The organism is Streptomyces sp. NPDC001443 (assembly GCF_053597355.1).
Map to the genome: position 1 here is coordinate 1 of NZ_JBSFIA010000082.1, position 15,560 is coordinate 15,560.

Below are 15,560 nucleotides of genomic sequence, written 5' to 3' on the forward strand. Positions count from 1 at the left end.
CCGGTGTCCAGGATGCCGACCGTGACGGAGGCGGAGCCCGGGTTCACGGCCCAGGCCTGGTCGGCCTTGATCTGGCTCATGTCGGCCCGGACCGGTTCTCCTGCCGGGGTCGAGGCCTGGGCCGGATTGGCCGGGAGCGCCGGGTTGTAGGCGTCGGCCGGGACGTCCGAGGTGCGCGTTGCGCCGACCTGCTGCACGCCGGCGACGCCGCGCATGGTGGCGGCGAATGCGCTGGACGCAGAGTGGGCGACGATCACGCCGATGGCGTCGAAGCTCGAGAAGACGGTGCCGCCGTTGGCCGCGATCGCGGAGCGGACCGCCGAACTGTCACCGGGGGCGGTGATCACGAGGTAGGCACGCGTGCCGGCCACCCAGGCCGCACTCGGGGAAGCCGGCACGGCGGCCGCAGCGTGCGCCTTGGCGGCCGGCGCGGGGGAGCGGTCGATGGGCAGCGTGCCCGCGAGGGCGCCCGGGGCGCCGAACGCCAGGGCGGCACCGAGCGTGGCCGCCAGGGCCAGCGTGCGTCTAGTCCGGCTCGATATGTGGGATATCAATGCGTCCTCCGGAGACGGCCCGGCCGCGCTGAGGGTATTGGCGGGGCCGTACGAAACGAGTGGTGGATGCAAGATGTCAGGCGCGTGCTCCCGTACGGAAGTACCTTTCCGTACAGGGGCGTTATAGGGGAATGGCTGAAAAAGACGTCCTTAGGGCATCGGGGGTCGGATCCACCGGGAGCTCTGCGACGTCGACCGCGCCCTGGCGACGCCGCCGACCTGGTGCCGGGTGACCTCCGCGCTCGACAACCCCGACGGTGATGCCCTTTACCTCCGCCAGGCCGCCCGCGCCGACGCAAAGAGGAGCAGCACCAGACTGCTGAGCGCAAGGCGCAGCGGCCGGTGTGCACGCGGTGCGGGGAGAAGTTCAGCGACCAGCGCTGGGCCACCACACCCGGGTACGCCTGGGAGGCCGGCAATGCGTTCATGTGCCGCAACTGCTACGCGGACTACCTCGCAGACAGGGAAGCCGCCGCCGGAGCCCCCCGTCCGTCTCCAGGCTGCCGCACCGCGGGAGCCGGAGGGCGACCACGACCAGGAGCCGGGCAAGCTCCGCGGCCTGTTCCGCCGCCGGAGCTGACGGTTTTCCCAGGCGGCGCCCCGGACGGGCGGGGAGCGTCAGCTGCCGAAAAGTCCGGAGGCTTCCTGCTGTTCTCCGCTAGCGTCCGTTCATGCTGTATCGCTCACGGCGTCTGGAGGCGCTTTTTGGCGGCTCCTTGGACGCCGTCACCTACGCGGACCTTGCTGCTCTGGCGAACAACCCGGAAGCCGCTGAGGCTGAGGATCTGGACTACAAGCGGGAACTGCTGGCCGCGGATGACAAGGGCAAGGAAGAGCTCGCCAAGGATGTCGCCGCATTCGCCAATCACATCGGCGGGATCATCGTGGTTGGAATGGCAGACACGAAGGGCATCCCGACGAAGGTCATGGACAGCGATGTATCCGATGCTCATCAACGCCATCTCCAGCAGGTCGTAGCCCACAACACGGCGCCCCCAGTGCGGTTCGAGACGCGGGCCGTGCACAACCCGGCCACTCCGGGCAGAGGATTTCTCATCCTCGCGGTACAGCGGAGTCCGCAAGGACCGCACGCCGTCACCGCCCCGCCGACCAAACCGACCGAGAAGGCCCTGCGCTATCCCCGCCGGACAGCCAGCAAGACCGACTGGCTCACCGAGACCGACGTCGCCACGGCCTACCACCGCCGGTTCAGCGCCGCCGCCGACCGCGGCCAGCGACTGGAGGACACCGAGCGGGAACTGCTGACCGGGCTGCCCGCGAGTAACGTGGCCCACCTGCTGGTGTCGGTGACCCCGGAAGTCCCCGGCGACATGCAGATCACACAGGTGTCCTACGCCCGCCACAAGAATGAGCTGCTCACAACCACTTCGTTCCTGGGCGAGGATGAACCGCTCTTCACCGAGGTGCGGATCGGTTCCCGGCGCCTCATTGCTCAAGGTGGGAACCCGGGCGGGTACTGGTACAACCGCTGTGAACTGCATCGCGACGGATCCGGCGGCACGACCATGCGCATGGGTAGCCGCACCGACATGGAACAGATGGTCGAATTTGCGTATGCCGAGCCCGACGTCGTGGTCTACGAGCTGTTGTCCGCGCTGTACCTGCTCGGCTCGCATGCCCGTGACCGTGCTGGAACGACCGGCACTGCCCTGATCAAAGCGGCCCTCGTGGACGCTCCTCACTCACATCCCCAGGGACCGCCCACACCGAACATGCATCCGCTGCTGCCGTTCCGGATCGACAATGTCAGCCCCGCCAGCGGCCGGCGAGTGACACTCAGCACCCAGTTCTGCACCTACGCCGACAGCCAGGCTGCAGCACTGTTGGACGACCTCGCCGACGGCGGCACCGGACTCGTACAGACAGCGTCGGCTCTGGCAGACGAGCTGTTCCACGCGTTCGGGATTGCTGAAGCGGTACCCATCACCCGCGACGGAGAGATCCAGTCCACCGCGTGGTCAGGAGACCTGAAACCCCGGATCCTGCGATGGGCTAAGGCTCACGGCATCGCCGTGCTGAGCGAGTAGATCAACATCCCCCAGGGCTCACCCGTATCCCTGTCCTGCCATTCATGCCTTCTCAGGAGGCAAGGACATCCCGCAGCTGCCGTACGGCGCGCTCGCGGTGGTGTTGGGCGGGGATCGCGTCGTACAGGTCCAGGGCGCGGCGGCGGACCAGACCGGTGCGGTAGTCCGCGGGCAGCGCTGTCAGGGCGGCGACCGTACGACGGCACGCCTGCTCGGTGTCGCCGTCGTGATGAGAGCAGGCCGCCGCGTCGATGTTCAGCAGAGTGCGCGTCATGGTGCTGGTCGGCGCGGACAGCTCCAGGGCGCGCTCCTGGCTGACGTGGGCGAGGCGGGTGTCCCCGAGCGTGGTGAACGCGTGGCTGAGATGGACGTGGTGCTTCTGCTCGCCGTACGTGAGCCAGGTGTCCGACCGCTCGCTCTCGGGGAGTCGGTCCATGAGGGAGTCGGCGGCCTCGAGCGCGGCGCGGGCCTGCTCAGGTTGGTGGCTGAGGGCGTAGGCGCGGGCGGCGACGGCGGCCGCCAGCACAGCGGCGGCGGTCGGCCGGGTGCCGGCGGCAAGCCGGGCCTGGTCGGCGAGGTCGGCCGCTGCCCTCGGAGCGCCGTAGTTGAGCGGGACCATCGCCTCCCGGGCCAGCACCCATGCGTGCAGCTGGCCGTCGCCGGATTCGGCGGCGGCCCGCGCGGCGGTACCGAACCAGGCACGGGACTCGCGGCGGCTGCCCAGGTCGTGCAGCACGATGGCGGTCATCCCGGCCATCTGCCCGGCTGTCCGGCACAATCTGGCCCGTACCGGTGCGGGCTGCGGGACGGTGAGCAGCGGGCGCAGGGTTGTGAAGTCCGTGACCAGGTCGGCCAGCACGCGGGTGGGTGCTTGTCCGTGGTAGCCGTATCCGTAGCTCTCGGCTGCGGCCTCGAGGTCGGCCAGGTCCTGGGGAGTGTCGGGGGAGAGGGTCTGGTCGACGTCGGTCCGGACGGCGGTGAGGGCGGCGAGGGCCGGAGCGGTGAGGCCGGCGGCCAGTGCGCCGCGCAGCAGGTTGCGGCGCTTCATCGGATCTTCTCCATGGTCGGACTCCGTGCTGAGAACGGCGGTGTCCTCCCAGGGTTGCGCAGCAAGCCCCAGTAAGGCACCGGGAATGCGCAGTCCGCCGGCGATTCGCTCGACAGTCGTGAGCGCGGTGACAGATGTGGTGCCCCGGGCGATCTGGCTGACCCGCTCGGCTTTGAGCGCGCACGCTTCGGCGATCCGGTTGAAGGAGATTCCCGCGTCGTGGGCCATGGCGAACACGGTGGTGAAGTCCCGTTCGCGCAGGGCCCGGACGAACACCGGGTCGGTGAGCAGGCGGTGCGGCACTTGGGCGGGTGACGGCGGTAAGTCGTCCACAAGTCCCCCAGAACTCTCGTGGAATGACAGCGCGTCAGCCCAACGACCATACCCACCGTGGGGGCCCCATCACGGGGTTATCGCCCGTGTGGTTTGCGGCTGTACTGGCGGTGTTCGCGGCCGTGCCGTCCAGAGCCCGGCCGCCCGATCAGGAGGAGGGTCCTCATGCAGAGTCCCGCCACGCCCCCGCCCGCCGCGCCGTCGACGGGCGGCCTGGTCCGCTCTCGTCGGCTGATCGTCGCCGCCCGGGGCCGCAACGCCATCCCCTCGGACGGCGGCGGCACCGGCAAGAGCGACGGCAACGACTGACGATCGGGAGCCCTACGCGATGACGCGCCTGTCCATCGCGGCATGCCTGGGCGAGGACTTCCTCGCCCAGGCACTGCACTGCGAACACCGCCACGTCCCCGGCGCCCTTGATGTCGCCGGACTGATGACTTGGGACGACCTCAACCACATCCTCGGCAGCCACCGGCTGGAGCCGCCGCGCATGCGGCTGTCCCGCAACGGCGAGACGCTGCTGGTCGGCGGCTACACCACGGCGGTGGCCACCCGCCGCCACACGGTGTGGCACCGCCTCCACCCGGCCGAACTGCAAGCCCGCCTCAAGGAGGGCGCCTCCCTCGCCCTGGACAGCGTCGACGAACTCCACCCGCCCCTCGCCCGCCTCTGCGAAGCGATCGAGCGCGAGCTGCGCACCCGCGTGCAGGCGAACCTCTACGCCTCCTGGAGCGCCACCGAGGGCTTCGGCATCCACTGGGACGACCACGACACGGTCATCGTCCAGCTGGACGGCGCGAAGCGTTGGCGGATCTACGGCACCACCCGCCCGTTCCCGCTGTACCGCGACATCGAGGACCCGGGCGAGGCGCCCACCGAGCCGGTCGCCGACCTGGTCCTGTGGCCGGGTGACGTCCTGTATGTGCCGCGCGGCGTGTGGCACGCGGTCTCCGCCGACCAGGGCACCCGCTCCCTGCACGTCACCTGCGGCCTGCAGACCCACACAGCGACCGACCTGATGGCGTGGGTGTCCGAGCAGCTGCTCACGCACGAGGACTGGAGGCGCGACCTGCCGCTGCTCGCCGCACCGGACGTCCAGGCCGACGCCGTGGACGGGATGCGCAAGCAGCTCGCCGAACTGCTGGACGATCCCGGGCTGCTCGCCTGCTACCGGGCCGCGATGGACGGGCAGGCCGTGGGCCGGATGGTGCCGAGCCTGCCGCATATCGACACCGTCCCCGTCGACGGCGGTCTGCGGGTGCGGCTGACGACCGCCCGCGCGGTGCTGGACGTCGGCGAGGACACGGTGACGCTGTCCGCCGCCGGCACCGTGTACGAGTTCGCGCCCGAGGCGGAAGCGGTGCTGCGCCCGCTGGCCGACGGCCAGACCATGGACCTGGCCACGCTCGCCGACACAGCCGGCCTCGCCCTGGAGGACGTCGCCGCCCTGGTCCAAGAGCTCGTTGCCGGGCAGGCTGCGACGGTGGGGAGCCTGCTGTGACAGCGGAGCTCGCTTTGGGCACCTACCGGTGCCGGGCGATCCCGGAGGCGGCCGTCCGCGCGGCCGCCTCCGGCGCGCAGTGGGTCGACACCGCCCCCAACTACGCCACCGGCCAGGCGCAGACCCTCCTGGCCCCGGCCCTGGCCGCCCACCCGTTGCTGAACGTCTCCACCAAGACGGGGTACTTCACCGCGGCCACCGGCACCGACGCCGTGAACGACGGCATCCTCAACCAGGACCAGGCCGCCGCCGGGCATAGCCTCGCCCCCGACTACGTGCGCTGGCAGACAGGCCGCAACTGCGCCCAGCTCGGGCGCGACCGCCTGGACCTGGTCCTGCTGCACAACCCCGAGCGCGCCCACCCCGGCGACCGCCCCGCCCTGCACCGCGCGATCCGGGACGCCTTCGCCGCCCTGGAGGAAGAGGCCGCGGCTGGGCATGTGACCGGGTACGGCGTCGCCACCTGGGCGGGCCTGGAGGAGGAGGCGTTCACGGTAGGGGAGCTACTCGCCCTGGCCGCCGAAGCCGCCGACGGACAGCACCACCTAGCCGCCGTCCAACTGCCGGTCAGCCTCGTGATGATGACGCCGATCACGCGAGCTCTGGAGGGCCGGGGCCCGCTCCCGGCTGCCGCGGACGAGGGGTTGCGCGTCATGGCGTCGGCCCCGCTGCACGGCGTGGAGCTCCCCGACATGGTCGGCCAGGAGCTCGCCGACCTCATCCGGCAGGGCCTGACCCCCGCACAGGCGTGCATCCTCGCGGTCGCGTCATGCCCAGGAGTGACAAACGTCCTTCTCGCCGCCTCCGGTGCGCCACACTGGAAGGAAGCGGCCGACGCCCTCACCCACCCCTCCCTGACCGCCGCCAAGTTGCGGGAGATCACCGATGTACTTGCCTCCCTCTGACCCGGGCACTGAACAGCGCATGCGCGCCCACCAGGTCCGCGCCGCCCAGGCCCTGGATGTGCAGACCGAGCCGGGCGAAGAGTTCTGGGGATGGGCCGGGCGCACCCTGGGTGCCCCGGCCCGCACCGCTACGGGCGCGCCCGTATGGCTGCGCCTGGTGTCCGCGCCCAAGGACAAGGCGTCGGGGAAGTTGTGGGACGGCGCCCTCGACGCACAGCACGCCTTCGGCGACCTCGACGGGCACCGGCCCGCCCTCCTGGCTGTCCACGACGCCGTCGACGAGACCACCGCCTACCGGGCAGAGCTGTCGGTGCGCGTAGATGAGCCGGTCCTGTCCGACGACCCGGTCCTCCGGCACGAGGAACCGATAACGGACTCCTGGTGGAAGGACCTCGCGAGCGTGCTGGGGAAGGTGTCGGCCGTCGACACCGACCGCGTCGCCGTACGCCAGCAATACATGGAGCGGGCCATCCCCGAATTCGTCGACATCCCCGCACCGGCCGTCTCCCGCTGGGCAACAGCCCATGCGGACGTGCACTGGGCGAACCTGACCCAACCGCTGTGCCTGCTGGACTGGGAGGGATGGGGGCGAGCTCCGGAGGGCTTTGACGCAGCCACGTTCTACGCCTACACGCTGCTCCAGCCGGACACCGCCGCCCGCGTCCGCGACGCCTTCCCCGTCCTGGGCAGCCTGGCCGGCCTCGCCGCCGAAGCGACCGTGTGCGCCCAACTACTCCAGACTGTGGCCCGCGGCGACAACCTGGTTCTCGAAGACCAGCTCCAGAACTGGGCTGAGGAACTCCGCCACCGCTGATCGGGCTCGCAAGGGAAGTGGTCAGCGCGCTCACCCGATGATACGGACCTCGATCGCTCCGGCGTGCGGCATGAACTGGATCCAGCACTGCCGGCCGAACGCCTCCCGGATCTCCTCCACTGATCCGACGTCGCGCACATCGGGCCAGGCCCGCGGATCCATCCGCGCGACCTCCACGAGCGCCATCACCTCCCGCCGGGCCCGGCTCTCCTGCCGTCGGACCGAAGAGATCTTCGAGGAGAACACCCGGTTGCCGGCGAACCGCCTCGCCTCGCCCGGGGACATCGAGGACCTGGACGGCTGGACGCTCCACCGGCTGCGCCACAGCGCCCTGACTCATGATGCCGAGGACGGCACCTCCACCCCGATGCTGCTGGCCCGCTCCCGCCACGCCTGCGTCCGCTCCCTGGAACGGTACGCCCGTCCCGGTGTCGACGAACGCGCCAGCGGCCCCGGCGTTCCGGCGACTCTGCGCGAGCGCATCTGCGAGCTGCAGGGCGAACTCTGCGAAGCATGTCGCGCCGGCCACGAAGAGTTCACCGGTCTTCGCCGGTCCGTCGGCACCCTTGCCCAGCGCGTCCAGGCTCTCGCCTTGGACAATGAACAGCTGTGATCCGAACTCGCGCGCTGTGGCACCGTCACCAATGTCCTCAGCCGCGCGGGAAGAGATAGGTGATGATCCCGACGATCGTGCCGATCACACCGGCTATTCCACCCAGTACGCTCCAGACGAAGAGGACGACCTCTCGCTGACTGCCGCCTGTCACACGGTGGTTTGCACTCCTTCGAGCAACGAAGCCCTGCAGTCCCTTCGGCTCGTTGAGCAAGATCGTCCGAGTGAGGTATGTGTCAACCTGGTATGCAGCGGCCAGCATGAAGAAGGCTCCGACGCCGATGGCCCCTCCGGCCCCGGAGGGGTAGTAGACCAGGCTCATGCCGGAAACGATGATGCACAACTGTTCAAGACGGTCGAGCCACTTCGTGAGACCGGCCCCGAGAAGCCGTGCTTGAGCAAAGGTGTTGGCAATACGGGTCGCTGCCCCTAGCTCCCAGGTTTCACTGCCGCCACTCAGGCAAGCCTTGGCGAACGGCCGCCTGCCGAATAGGCGCCAAGTGCGCGTGGTCTTCCCGATCTCGATGGTGATTCGCGGGTCCTCAGCGACTGGTGAGCGACGTTCGATCGCCACACCTGTGATCACTTGGGAGCCCTGCATGTCGGTCTTGAAGGCATCGAGGTCAGTCCACCTACGCGTCGTCGTCGTCCTCCATCGGACTCCGTTCTGGTCGGTCGACTCAGATAGCTCCTGGCGGGATATGGCCAACTGGCCATGCGGAACTTCCTCTTCCAGGATCTTGACCAGTTCCTCAATGTTCCGCCAGGAGAACCAGCAGCCGCGTCGTCTGAGACTCATCCCCCACTCGACCATGGCGGGAAGATAGCGGCTGCTGATCAGCTCGGGAAGACGACCCCCGGAAGTCCCGATGCTTCCTCACAGGCACTGGAGTCATCGAACAGTGCCCTTTTGGGCAGATATGCCTTCACTCGGTCGAGCGGTCATTTTCCGAGGGCCCGAAGACATATCATCGCTGGTGAGACAGGTATCTGCCCAGATAACGGTGTCCAGGACCGCGTACCCGTCCGGGTCGGCGAGGATCTTCTGCGCCCACGTGATGGTGGGCCCGAGGCCGTCCCGCCGGGCACGGTCGGCCTGCCGCTGCGCCTCGATGCGCTCCTGCTCGATCTCCTGGTCACACGGGGTGTAGTGCCAGGCGGCCATCGCCCGCTCGCGCCCGTGCATTGCCGCCCGCACCGCGGGCGGGAACAGTTGCACCAGGCACTTCCGGCAGGAGCGTTTCACCAGCGACAGCGCCGCCTGCCGTCCGCGCTCAAGGCGTTCGTCGCACGCCAGGTACATCCCGTCGCCGTAGCTCCTGGCCGGCGCGGGGGTCCGGAAGGCGGTGCCGCAGTCCTGGCACGTCCGGCGGCGCAGATCCTCCCGGCGCCGGGCTTCCCGGTCCCGGCACACGCCGCACATCCCCCATACCGGGACCTCGAACGCCTTGCCGCGGTCGGTGCGGGTACGCCGCTCCTGCCTCTGCCGGCGCTGCAGAGCCGACAGAGGCCGCATCTTCACCGACTGCTCCGGGTCCCACAAGGCGACCCGGGTCCCGTACCAGTGGGCGCAGACGTACGCAGCCGGCTGCTGTCCCGCAGCGGGCTTGCGCCGCACCGCGCCCAATTGGGCCTTTGACCGCAGGTACGCCGGCGTCCTGCCGCTTGCGTACACCGGCACTCCCTTCACGAACTTCAGCGGCTTGCCCCGGGCTGCCCGCTCCGGGGCGACGTCGTCCTCCTGGCCCGCCGACGCGGTCAACACCTCGTTCACGAATTGCCTCCTTCGGCCTGGCGGCGACTAACCGCAATGGGACGTGACATAACGTATGAATCAGTGTTAAATATCAAGAAAAACAGGCAAGTTGGGTGTATGCGCTTAGATACCCGCTGGCGTACGCGAGGGAAAAAAGTCACCCGTCCGGGCGTCCGGTGGAGCCCCGGGAGCCGCCACGTGGTAGGCAGCGTGGTCGCCCCGACCACGACCCCGACCGCGCCTCCCGCCGGGCCGCTTCCAGCCCCGACCACGGCTGGTCAGCGCACCGCTGACGCCCGGCGGAGACCGCGACGCGGCCGGTTGCTTCTCGTATTGCCCTTCTTGGCGTCCCTCGTAGCGCTTCTCGTAGTGCCCCTCGTGTTGCTTCGACCGGTCGGCTGTTGGCGCTCGGGCACGTCGCTGACCAGGTCGACAAGGGGCGGATGCGTGCTGGCCCGGTGGCCGACTGCTTCGCTACGGAGGGTCCGTCAGCGGAGCGGAGTACAGACCCGTGCCGCGTCTGCGGCGGCCGCGCTTGGTGTCGGCCGGTGTCTGGGCTCGGTCCAGTGGACTTGTCGGCTGGGGTTGTGGGCGGGGTGCCATAGGGGTGCGGAGGGGCTGTGGTGGGGCAGGTTGGCTAGCGGCGTTGCGTGGGCGGGGATGTTGTACGGGAAGCGGGGCGGCGTCAGCAGGCTGGCCCTCGCGCGCAGGGCGCGGATCCGGTTCTCGGCACCGGTGGGGCCGGTGCTGTCCAGGAGGAACAGGATGCGGGGGAAGAGCGGGTAGCGCCGTCTCCACTTCTCAACCGCCGCTTCCTGGAGGGTCGGCCGGAGCATCGGCATCACGGGCACGTAGTGGTGGAGGCGTTCGTACGCGGTCAGCTTGGCGGCGAGGCGTTCGGGGCCCGTGGTGGCCCGGTCGAGTTCCACGAATGCCCGCAGCATCGAGTCGTTGTCGCCGTCGGCGGGACGGTGCCGGTAGTACAGGAGCGCGTCGGGGATGACGGCTTCGCCGTTTTCGATCGGGTGGTGGACCTCGGGGATCCAGTCCAGCGGCTGGCATACATTGCCGCGGCGGGCGTCCTCGGGGAAGACGAGCGCGGTCTCGGTCACGGTTAGCGTGTGGCCGGCCTTCAGCCGCACGGCGGTCGGATCGGAGATGGTCCTGGAGGGCCGGTGCCCGCGCAGCTCGGGCCACTCCGAGGCGAGTTGCACGCTGTACGTGGTGGGGAACCACACCCGGGTCCGTCCGGCCTGCGGCAAGGTAATGCGGTCGACCAGCCCCTCCACGCGCAGTCTGGCCAGCCGCCGCCGGGTCTGCTCGATACGCACCTCAGATGCGATCACCTGGTGCATCTGTTCGGTGGTGGCCATCCGGTACTGCACCAGCACGGCCAGCGCCATCCGGTCGCCGCTGCCCGCGTCCACGCCGATCATCACGGATCTGCTCGCTTCCCGCTCGGTGCGGCGCCGCTTTGCCGGCGCCGCGCGTACTGGTCACAGCAGCAGCCGGCTCCGATCAGAACCCCGGCCGCGAAGGCCCGACCACGGTCGCGAAGCGAAAACGCCTCCGTGGACCAGGTCGAAATCCCCGCCGACAACGTGTCCGGCAACCGTCCGCAGCCTCTGTCGCGCCCGTCCGTGAATCTGCAGGTCACCATGCTGACTCTGCCGTGGTCGGGAGGCCGACATCCCCTCTACGCCCCCGAGTCCGCGCCCCACAGCAGGAAGAAAGAGAAGTGGGTGGGTGGGACAGGCCTCGGGCGGCGGGCGAGGGGGTAGGGCGCTGGTGGTGGTCCTCGTGCGCGACGGCGGGGCCGCGCGCGAAGCCGGGCAGGCAAGTTGCCCGGGCTGGGGCGTGCCGGTCAGGCGAGTGTCCGTCGGTTGATGCCCGACGGTGCTGTGCTGCGCTGGCTAGTCGAGGGTGAACGCCTGCTGTGCCTTGCCTCGGCCCTTCGTCGCCCTTGACCGCCGGAACGGGAGACGGCGCCTCAGCGGGCTTGATGCCCAGCCTGGATAGCCGCTCCTGCTGCTCGGCCGACAGCTGCGCCCAAGTGGCCGGCTGCTTCTGCCGCTGAAGCCACCGCCCGATGCCGTCGCCGTCCATGAGTACGCCGGGTGCGATGTCGGGCAGGACGCCGTCGGCGTCGACCAGGTCCGCGAGGACCCCGGAGGGGAACTCCTGATCAGCAAGCTGCCTCCCGACTACCAGCGAACGCTTGCCCACTGGGGCTCGTGACAACGGCAGTCAGCCCCAGGCTTCCTCGCCTGGGGCTGACTGCGCGTACCGTTGCCCGGCTTTGAGTACCGCGAAGGCATCTCGGGCGTCGTACGTCGATGAGTTGGCTGACGATCTGGTGAGGACGTTGGCGATGAGTGTCCTCCGGGTGGGGGCTCAGGCGGGGAGGGGCTGGTCGAGGTTTTCTCCGATTTGATCGAGGAGGTGATCGAGGATGCGGTGTGCCAGGGTGAGGCGTTGCGTGGCACTGTCGAGAGTGTCGAGGGCATCGTCGAGGAGCACGGCGTAGGAGTCGGCGGCAGGGCTTTCAAGCGTCTGCGCCACGGTGGTCCAGGCCGTGTTGACGCAATCGTGGATGTCGTTGAATGCCGAGGTGTTCTGCGTCCTCGTCAGTGTCCTGCCTTGCGCTTTGGTGATGACTCGCGAGATGACGAGCTGAGCGTGGGTCAGCTTGGATCGTGCGGTTTCCAGGGAGGACGGGCCGTCGTCCGTCATGGTCACGAGGTTGTGGAACTGGTCGCTCGTGTGCTGCAGGAGATCGAGGGCCTCTTGCAGTGGCTGGTTGTCGTCGATTTGGGCGTGCTCGTCCAGACGCCCAGTGATGGGCAGGCTCGAACGGTGCGTGGCATACCCGTCCTGGCCGTCGGTCTGTCGCGGTGGACCGGGGCAGGCAGGAAGGGAGGTGAGCTGTTGAAGACCGCCTGTGAGATCGAGGGCGTCGTTGAGACACTGGGACAATTCTTCGTTGGCATCCGCAAGAAGCTGATCCAGACGCGTATCGTCAGCAGTGGGGCGGTCATCTCCCGGAGTAGTGTCAACCTCGGGAACAGTTGTCTCCCGGGGCATGGTGTGTTCACTCATCGCGGCCCCCTGTCTCCTCAACGAGAGTTTGCTGCAGTCGAAGCCGGGCACGGCTCCGGTTCTTCCTGACGGCGGCTTCTCGCATATCAAGCGCTTGGGCGATCTCCCGATCGGTGAAGCCGTCCTGGGCCCACGCCATGACGTGCCGCTGTAGTGGCGGCAACTGGGCGAGCGCGTTCAGAACTCGCTGGTTTCCCTCTTTGAGAGTCACGTAGGAAATGGGACAAGTACCGCCCGGGCGGTCGGGCACTGGGTCGTACGGGGTGTCCCGCTGGCCTGTCTGACGCAGGTAGCAGCGGTGAGCGACCTTACGCAGCCATGCCCGTGGTTCTCGGATACTGTCCCATTTCTCGATGGCCACCGTGAACGCCTCATGCGCGGCATCGGCAGCTTCAAAAGGGGTCGCGCCGACACGGACCAGGAATCGAGTCAGTTGCGGCATCTCTACGCGATAGAGGTCCTCAAGACTGCTGGTCGTTAATGCAGGCGACGTGCCGTCGGTGCGTGGTGGTGCCTGTACCGTCTTCCTCACCACAGGTGAGGAAGACTCAGCCACGGCGGAACTCCGCCGGCTGCGCCCCCGTCACAACCTCAACACTGCCCGACTTTTCCAGCAGACGGCTGCCGGGCGGTAGGTGCCGCACGCGCTCGCTGAGGCCTTGCTGCTGCATCTCGGTTCTGCGTAGTTCGGTACGGCTGGCCAACCATGTGTGCAGCAGCCGATACAACCAGCCACACAGCATCAGCAGCCCTCCCCCGCGCACTGGATCCATCGCTGTCCGCCTTCCCCGGCGGTGACCCGTTCACCTGCCGACACTATGTAGTGCACGCGGTCCCGCCTTTTGTGACCTCTTCGTCCCAGGAGAGTCCAACCAGGACATTGTCCTGCCAGACGAAGAGGCCGGCCCGATCCCCGGGGCTTGGCTGTTACGCCCACTCCACGCCCAGTTCCCGCAGCGCGTCGAGCTGCTCCTGGGCGAGTTTGTCGCGGCGGGTTTTGGTGTTGGAGACCCATACGCCGAGCTTTACGGCCACCGGCTCCGCCTCGCCGTCGACCGCGATCGCCTCGCTGTGGCCGCGGGGTACCGGCCGGTGGGTGCCTTCTCGCTCCACCCACTGTGCGAGGGCGGTCAGGCCGCGCTGGAACGCTTGCTGCGCCTTGCTTGGGCTCTTCGTCGCTCGTGTGGCTGCGGGGGCGGGAGAGGGCGCCTGGTTGGGCTGTACGCCTAGCGCGGTCAGTCGTTCCTGCTGCTCGGCGGACAGCAGTCTCCATGTGCTTGCCTCGCGTTGCCGTGCGAGCCATCGTCCGATGTCGTCGCCTTCGAAGAGGATGCCGGGTGCGATGTCGGGCAGGTGGCCGTCGGCGTCGACCAGGTCGGCGAGGACGCGGTAGTGGCGTTGCCAGTCGAGTGGCCATGGGCAGTTCCAGTCCGGGTCGACCGCGGTCAGATGCTGAGCGCGCGCCTGCGCCCGCTGTGGGTCCTTGCCGAGGCCGCCCTTACGTCGGAGGTTGGCCATGTGCTGGCCGATGGGCACCATCGCCTCGCCCTCGGCCTCGCCCCAGACCGCGTCCTGCCGTGGGGCGAGGTGCCCGGTGGCTTGCCGGTAGGTGCGGAGCGCGGCGAGTTTGGCCTCCCATGCTTCTTCGCCCGGTTCCCAGACCATGCCGGCCTCCGGCGCGTCCAGGAGGATCTTGCGCCGGTCCTCCAGCTCACCCGCGCGCAGTGCTTTGCGTTGCTGGTGCACCCACCGCCCGAGGGGGAAGTCCTTGGTCGCCCCGACTTCGACTTCGACGTCGTAGGGCACGGCGTAGAGGCCGGTGATCTGGTTCTCCGCCCGCCAGCGCAGCAGGGCCTGGTAGCCCTCGAGCCACACCAGTGACTCCGGCCGGTACACGCGGGTGCGCAGGAACGCCGCGATGGTTGCCGCGTCGCGCGGGCTGGAGAAGTGCAGCAGTGCCGACTCGGCAGCCGCGTCGGTGCCGTCCTGCTCCTGGTCTTTGTCGTCACCCTCGCCGCCAGCCCCGACGATCCGCCCCTCCTCGTCACGCTGGATGTGGATCTTGCGTTTGCCGCTGGTGAGGGTGCGGGAGGCGAGCTGCTCGACTAGGCGTTCATCGTGCGAGCGCAGGCCCTGGAGGACGGCTACGAGCGGCTTGAAGCTGGCGCTGGCGACCATGTCGGTCGGGTCCTCGCCGGGCTCCAGGAAGACCGGCACGATGATCCGCGCGACCTTCGTGCTGCCGTCCTTGTTGAGGCGGAGCGCGCGGCCGATGTTCTGCACGATCTCCACTTGGGAGCCGCGGGTGTCGGCGAAGCAGACGGCTTCGACTCCCCGTTCGCCGGTGATGTCGACGCCTTCCCCGAGCACGCGAACGCTCGCGAGGAAGGCGCGGTGCACCCGGCGTCCGGCCGCGTCGATGCCGTTGGCGAACTGACGCAGCACCTCCCGTCGCTCGGTGACGAGGTGGTCGCCGCACAGCCATGCCGACCACACGCGGTCTGGTGGGACGTGGCGGTCGGCCTCGAGTTCGTAGAAGGCCGCGTCGATGGAGGACTTTGGCAGTTTGTCGGCTGCGGTCAGGTCGTCGGTTGTGGCGTCGTTGGCGTACAGCTCGGCAGCGGTTTCGGGGAGCTTGTCCGCGAACGCGGCGGCCTCGTCCACCTTCTGGTGGAAGGTCATGACCGTACGGAGGTTGTACGCCGCGGCGTGCTCCAAAAGTGCGGTCTGCAGCAGCGCCAGGCGCCGGCCTCGCTGCGCCTCCTCCGGTTCCCCGTGGACGGGGGAGGGGTCGTGTGTCGTGGCTCGTTCAATCTGATCGGTGTTCGGTGTGTTGAGCTGGGCTGATCAGTTGATTGGTTGGGGCTGGCGGTGTGCTCTGTGTTGGCG

Annotated in this window: 14 protein-coding genes and 2 pseudogenes; 6 read left to right on the forward strand and 10 right to left on the reverse strand. The window is 68.9% G+C overall.

The window, feature by feature from the left end; all coding sequences use genetic code 11:
- Positions 1-554, reverse strand: a pseudogene (locus ACWC24_RS41215) (peptidase S8); the annotation flags it as partial.
- A 671-nt stretch (positions 555-1,225) separates the two neighbouring features.
- On the opposite strand from ACWC24_RS41215, the gene ACWC24_RS41220 reads away from it, so the two are divergent.
- Positions 1,226-2,602 (forward strand): AlbA family DNA-binding domain-containing protein, encoded by a 1,377-nt coding sequence (locus ACWC24_RS41220; RefSeq protein ID WP_450668056.1) that lies wholly within the window; start codon positions 1,226-1,228, stop codon positions 2,600-2,602.
- A 52-nt stretch (positions 2,603-2,654) separates the two neighbouring features.
- On the opposite strand, the gene ACWC24_RS41225 is transcribed toward ACWC24_RS41220, so the two are convergent.
- Positions 2,655-3,983: a hypothetical protein gene (locus ACWC24_RS41225; protein ID WP_450668057.1), complete on the reverse strand. Its 1,329-nt coding sequence runs from the start codon at positions 3,981-3,983 to the stop codon at positions 2,655-2,657.
- A 165-nt stretch (positions 3,984-4,148) separates the two neighbouring features.
- Between ACWC24_RS41225 and ACWC24_RS41230 the strand changes: the two genes are divergently transcribed.
- The 4 genes from ACWC24_RS41230 to ACWC24_RS41245 are packed head-to-tail and all read left to right on the forward strand — an operon-like array spanning position 4,149 to position 7,203.
- Positions 4,149-4,292: a hypothetical protein gene (locus tag ACWC24_RS41230; RefSeq protein WP_194280365.1), complete on the forward strand. Its 144-nt coding sequence runs from the start codon at positions 4,149-4,151 to the stop codon at positions 4,290-4,292.
- A 19-nt stretch (positions 4,293-4,311) separates the two neighbouring features.
- The gene (locus ACWC24_RS41235; RefSeq protein ID WP_450668058.1) at positions 4,312-5,484 is read left to right on the forward strand and encodes a JmjC domain-containing protein; all 1,173 of its coding nucleotides are present in this window, start codon (positions 4,312-4,314) and stop codon (positions 5,482-5,484) included.
- Entirely contained in the window at positions 5,481-6,389 is a 909-nt protein-coding gene (locus ACWC24_RS41240; protein WP_450668059.1) for an aldo/keto reductase, read from the forward strand. The genes ACWC24_RS41235 and ACWC24_RS41240 overlap by 4 nt, the downstream gene beginning before the upstream one ends.
- A gap of 19 nt (positions 6,390-6,408) precedes the next feature.
- Entirely contained in the window at positions 6,409-7,203 is a 795-nt protein-coding gene (locus tag ACWC24_RS41245) for a hypothetical protein (RefSeq protein WP_450668060.1), read from the forward strand.
- Between the two features lie 30 nt (positions 7,204-7,233).
- On the opposite strand, the gene ACWC24_RS41250 is transcribed toward ACWC24_RS41245, so the two are convergent.
- Complete coding sequence (locus ACWC24_RS41250; protein ID WP_450668061.1) at positions 7,234-7,449, reverse strand: hypothetical protein; 216 nt, start codon at positions 7,447-7,449, stop codon at positions 7,234-7,236.
- 4 nt (positions 7,450-7,453) lie between these two features.
- On the opposite strand from ACWC24_RS41250, the gene ACWC24_RS41255 reads away from it, so the two are divergent.
- Entirely contained in the window at positions 7,454-7,816 is a 363-nt protein-coding gene (locus ACWC24_RS41255; protein ID WP_450668062.1) for a hypothetical protein, read from the forward strand.
- 37 nt (positions 7,817-7,853) lie between these two features.
- Here the strand turns inward: ACWC24_RS41255 and ACWC24_RS41260 are convergent, their stop codons facing one another.
- From ACWC24_RS41260 to ACWC24_RS41290, 7 genes and pseudogenes are all read right to left on the reverse strand, one after another.
- Complete coding sequence (locus tag ACWC24_RS41260; RefSeq protein WP_450668063.1) at positions 7,854-8,630, reverse strand: hypothetical protein; 777 nt, start codon at positions 8,628-8,630, stop codon at positions 7,854-7,856.
- 78 nt (positions 8,631-8,708) lie between these two features.
- Entirely contained in the window at positions 8,709-9,590 is an 882-nt protein-coding gene (locus ACWC24_RS41265; RefSeq protein WP_450668064.1) for a hypothetical protein, read from the reverse strand.
- Positions 9,591-10,060: 470 nt separating this feature from the next.
- On the reverse strand, positions 10,061-11,008 hold the full coding sequence (locus tag ACWC24_RS41270) for a replication-relaxation family protein (protein WP_450668065.1): 948 nt from the start codon (positions 11,006-11,008) through the stop codon (positions 10,061-10,063).
- Positions 11,009-11,497: 489 nt separating this feature from the next.
- Positions 11,498-11,738: pseudogene (locus ACWC24_RS41275) on the reverse strand (helicase associated domain-containing protein); the annotation flags it as partial.
- Positions 11,739-11,966: 228 nt separating this feature from the next.
- Entirely contained in the window at positions 11,967-12,671 is a 705-nt protein-coding gene (locus ACWC24_RS41280; RefSeq protein ID WP_450668066.1) for a hypothetical protein, read from the reverse strand.
- Complete coding sequence (locus ACWC24_RS41285) at positions 12,664-13,227, reverse strand: RNA polymerase sigma factor (protein WP_450668067.1); 564 nt, start codon at positions 13,225-13,227, stop codon at positions 12,664-12,666. The genes ACWC24_RS41280 and ACWC24_RS41285 overlap by 8 nt, the downstream gene beginning before the upstream one ends.
- A 371-nt stretch (positions 13,228-13,598) precedes the next feature.
- Entirely contained in the window at positions 13,599-15,353 is a 1,755-nt protein-coding gene (locus ACWC24_RS41290; protein WP_450668068.1) for a Helicase associated domain protein, read from the reverse strand.
- Positions 15,354-15,560: the final 207 nt, after the last annotated feature.

What these genes read in the sequence shown, in the direction of transcription:
- ACWC24_RS41290 (WP_450668068.1), bottom strand. Translation starts at nt 15,353, where the DNA reads ATGACCTTCCACCAGAAGGTGGACGAGGCCGCCGCGTTCGCGGACAAG.
- ACWC24_RS41220 (WP_450668056.1), top strand. Translation starts at nt 1,226, where the DNA reads ATGCTGTATCGCTCACGGCGTCTGGAGGCGCTTTTTGGCGGCTCCTTG.
- ACWC24_RS41280 (WP_450668066.1), bottom strand. Translation starts at nt 12,671, where the DNA reads ATGAGTGAACACACCATGCCCCGGGAGACAACTGTTCCCGAGGTTGAC.
- ACWC24_RS41235 (WP_450668058.1), top strand. Translation starts at nt 4,312, where the DNA reads ATGACGCGCCTGTCCATCGCGGCATGCCTGGGCGAGGACTTCCTCGCC.
- ACWC24_RS41260 (WP_450668063.1), bottom strand. Translation starts at nt 8,630, where the DNA reads ATGGTCGAGTGGGGGATGAGTCTCAGACGACGCGGCTGCTGGTTCTCC.
- ACWC24_RS41245 (WP_450668060.1), top strand. Translation starts at nt 6,409, where the DNA reads ATGCGCGCCCACCAGGTCCGCGCCGCCCAGGCCCTGGATGTGCAGACC.
- ACWC24_RS41270 (WP_450668065.1), bottom strand. Translation starts at nt 11,008, where the DNA reads ATGATCGGCGTGGACGCGGGCAGCGGCGACCGGATGGCGCTGGCCGTG.
- ACWC24_RS41230 (WP_194280365.1), top strand. Translation starts at nt 4,149, where the DNA reads ATGCAGAGTCCCGCCACGCCCCCGCCCGCCGCGCCGTCGACGGGCGGC.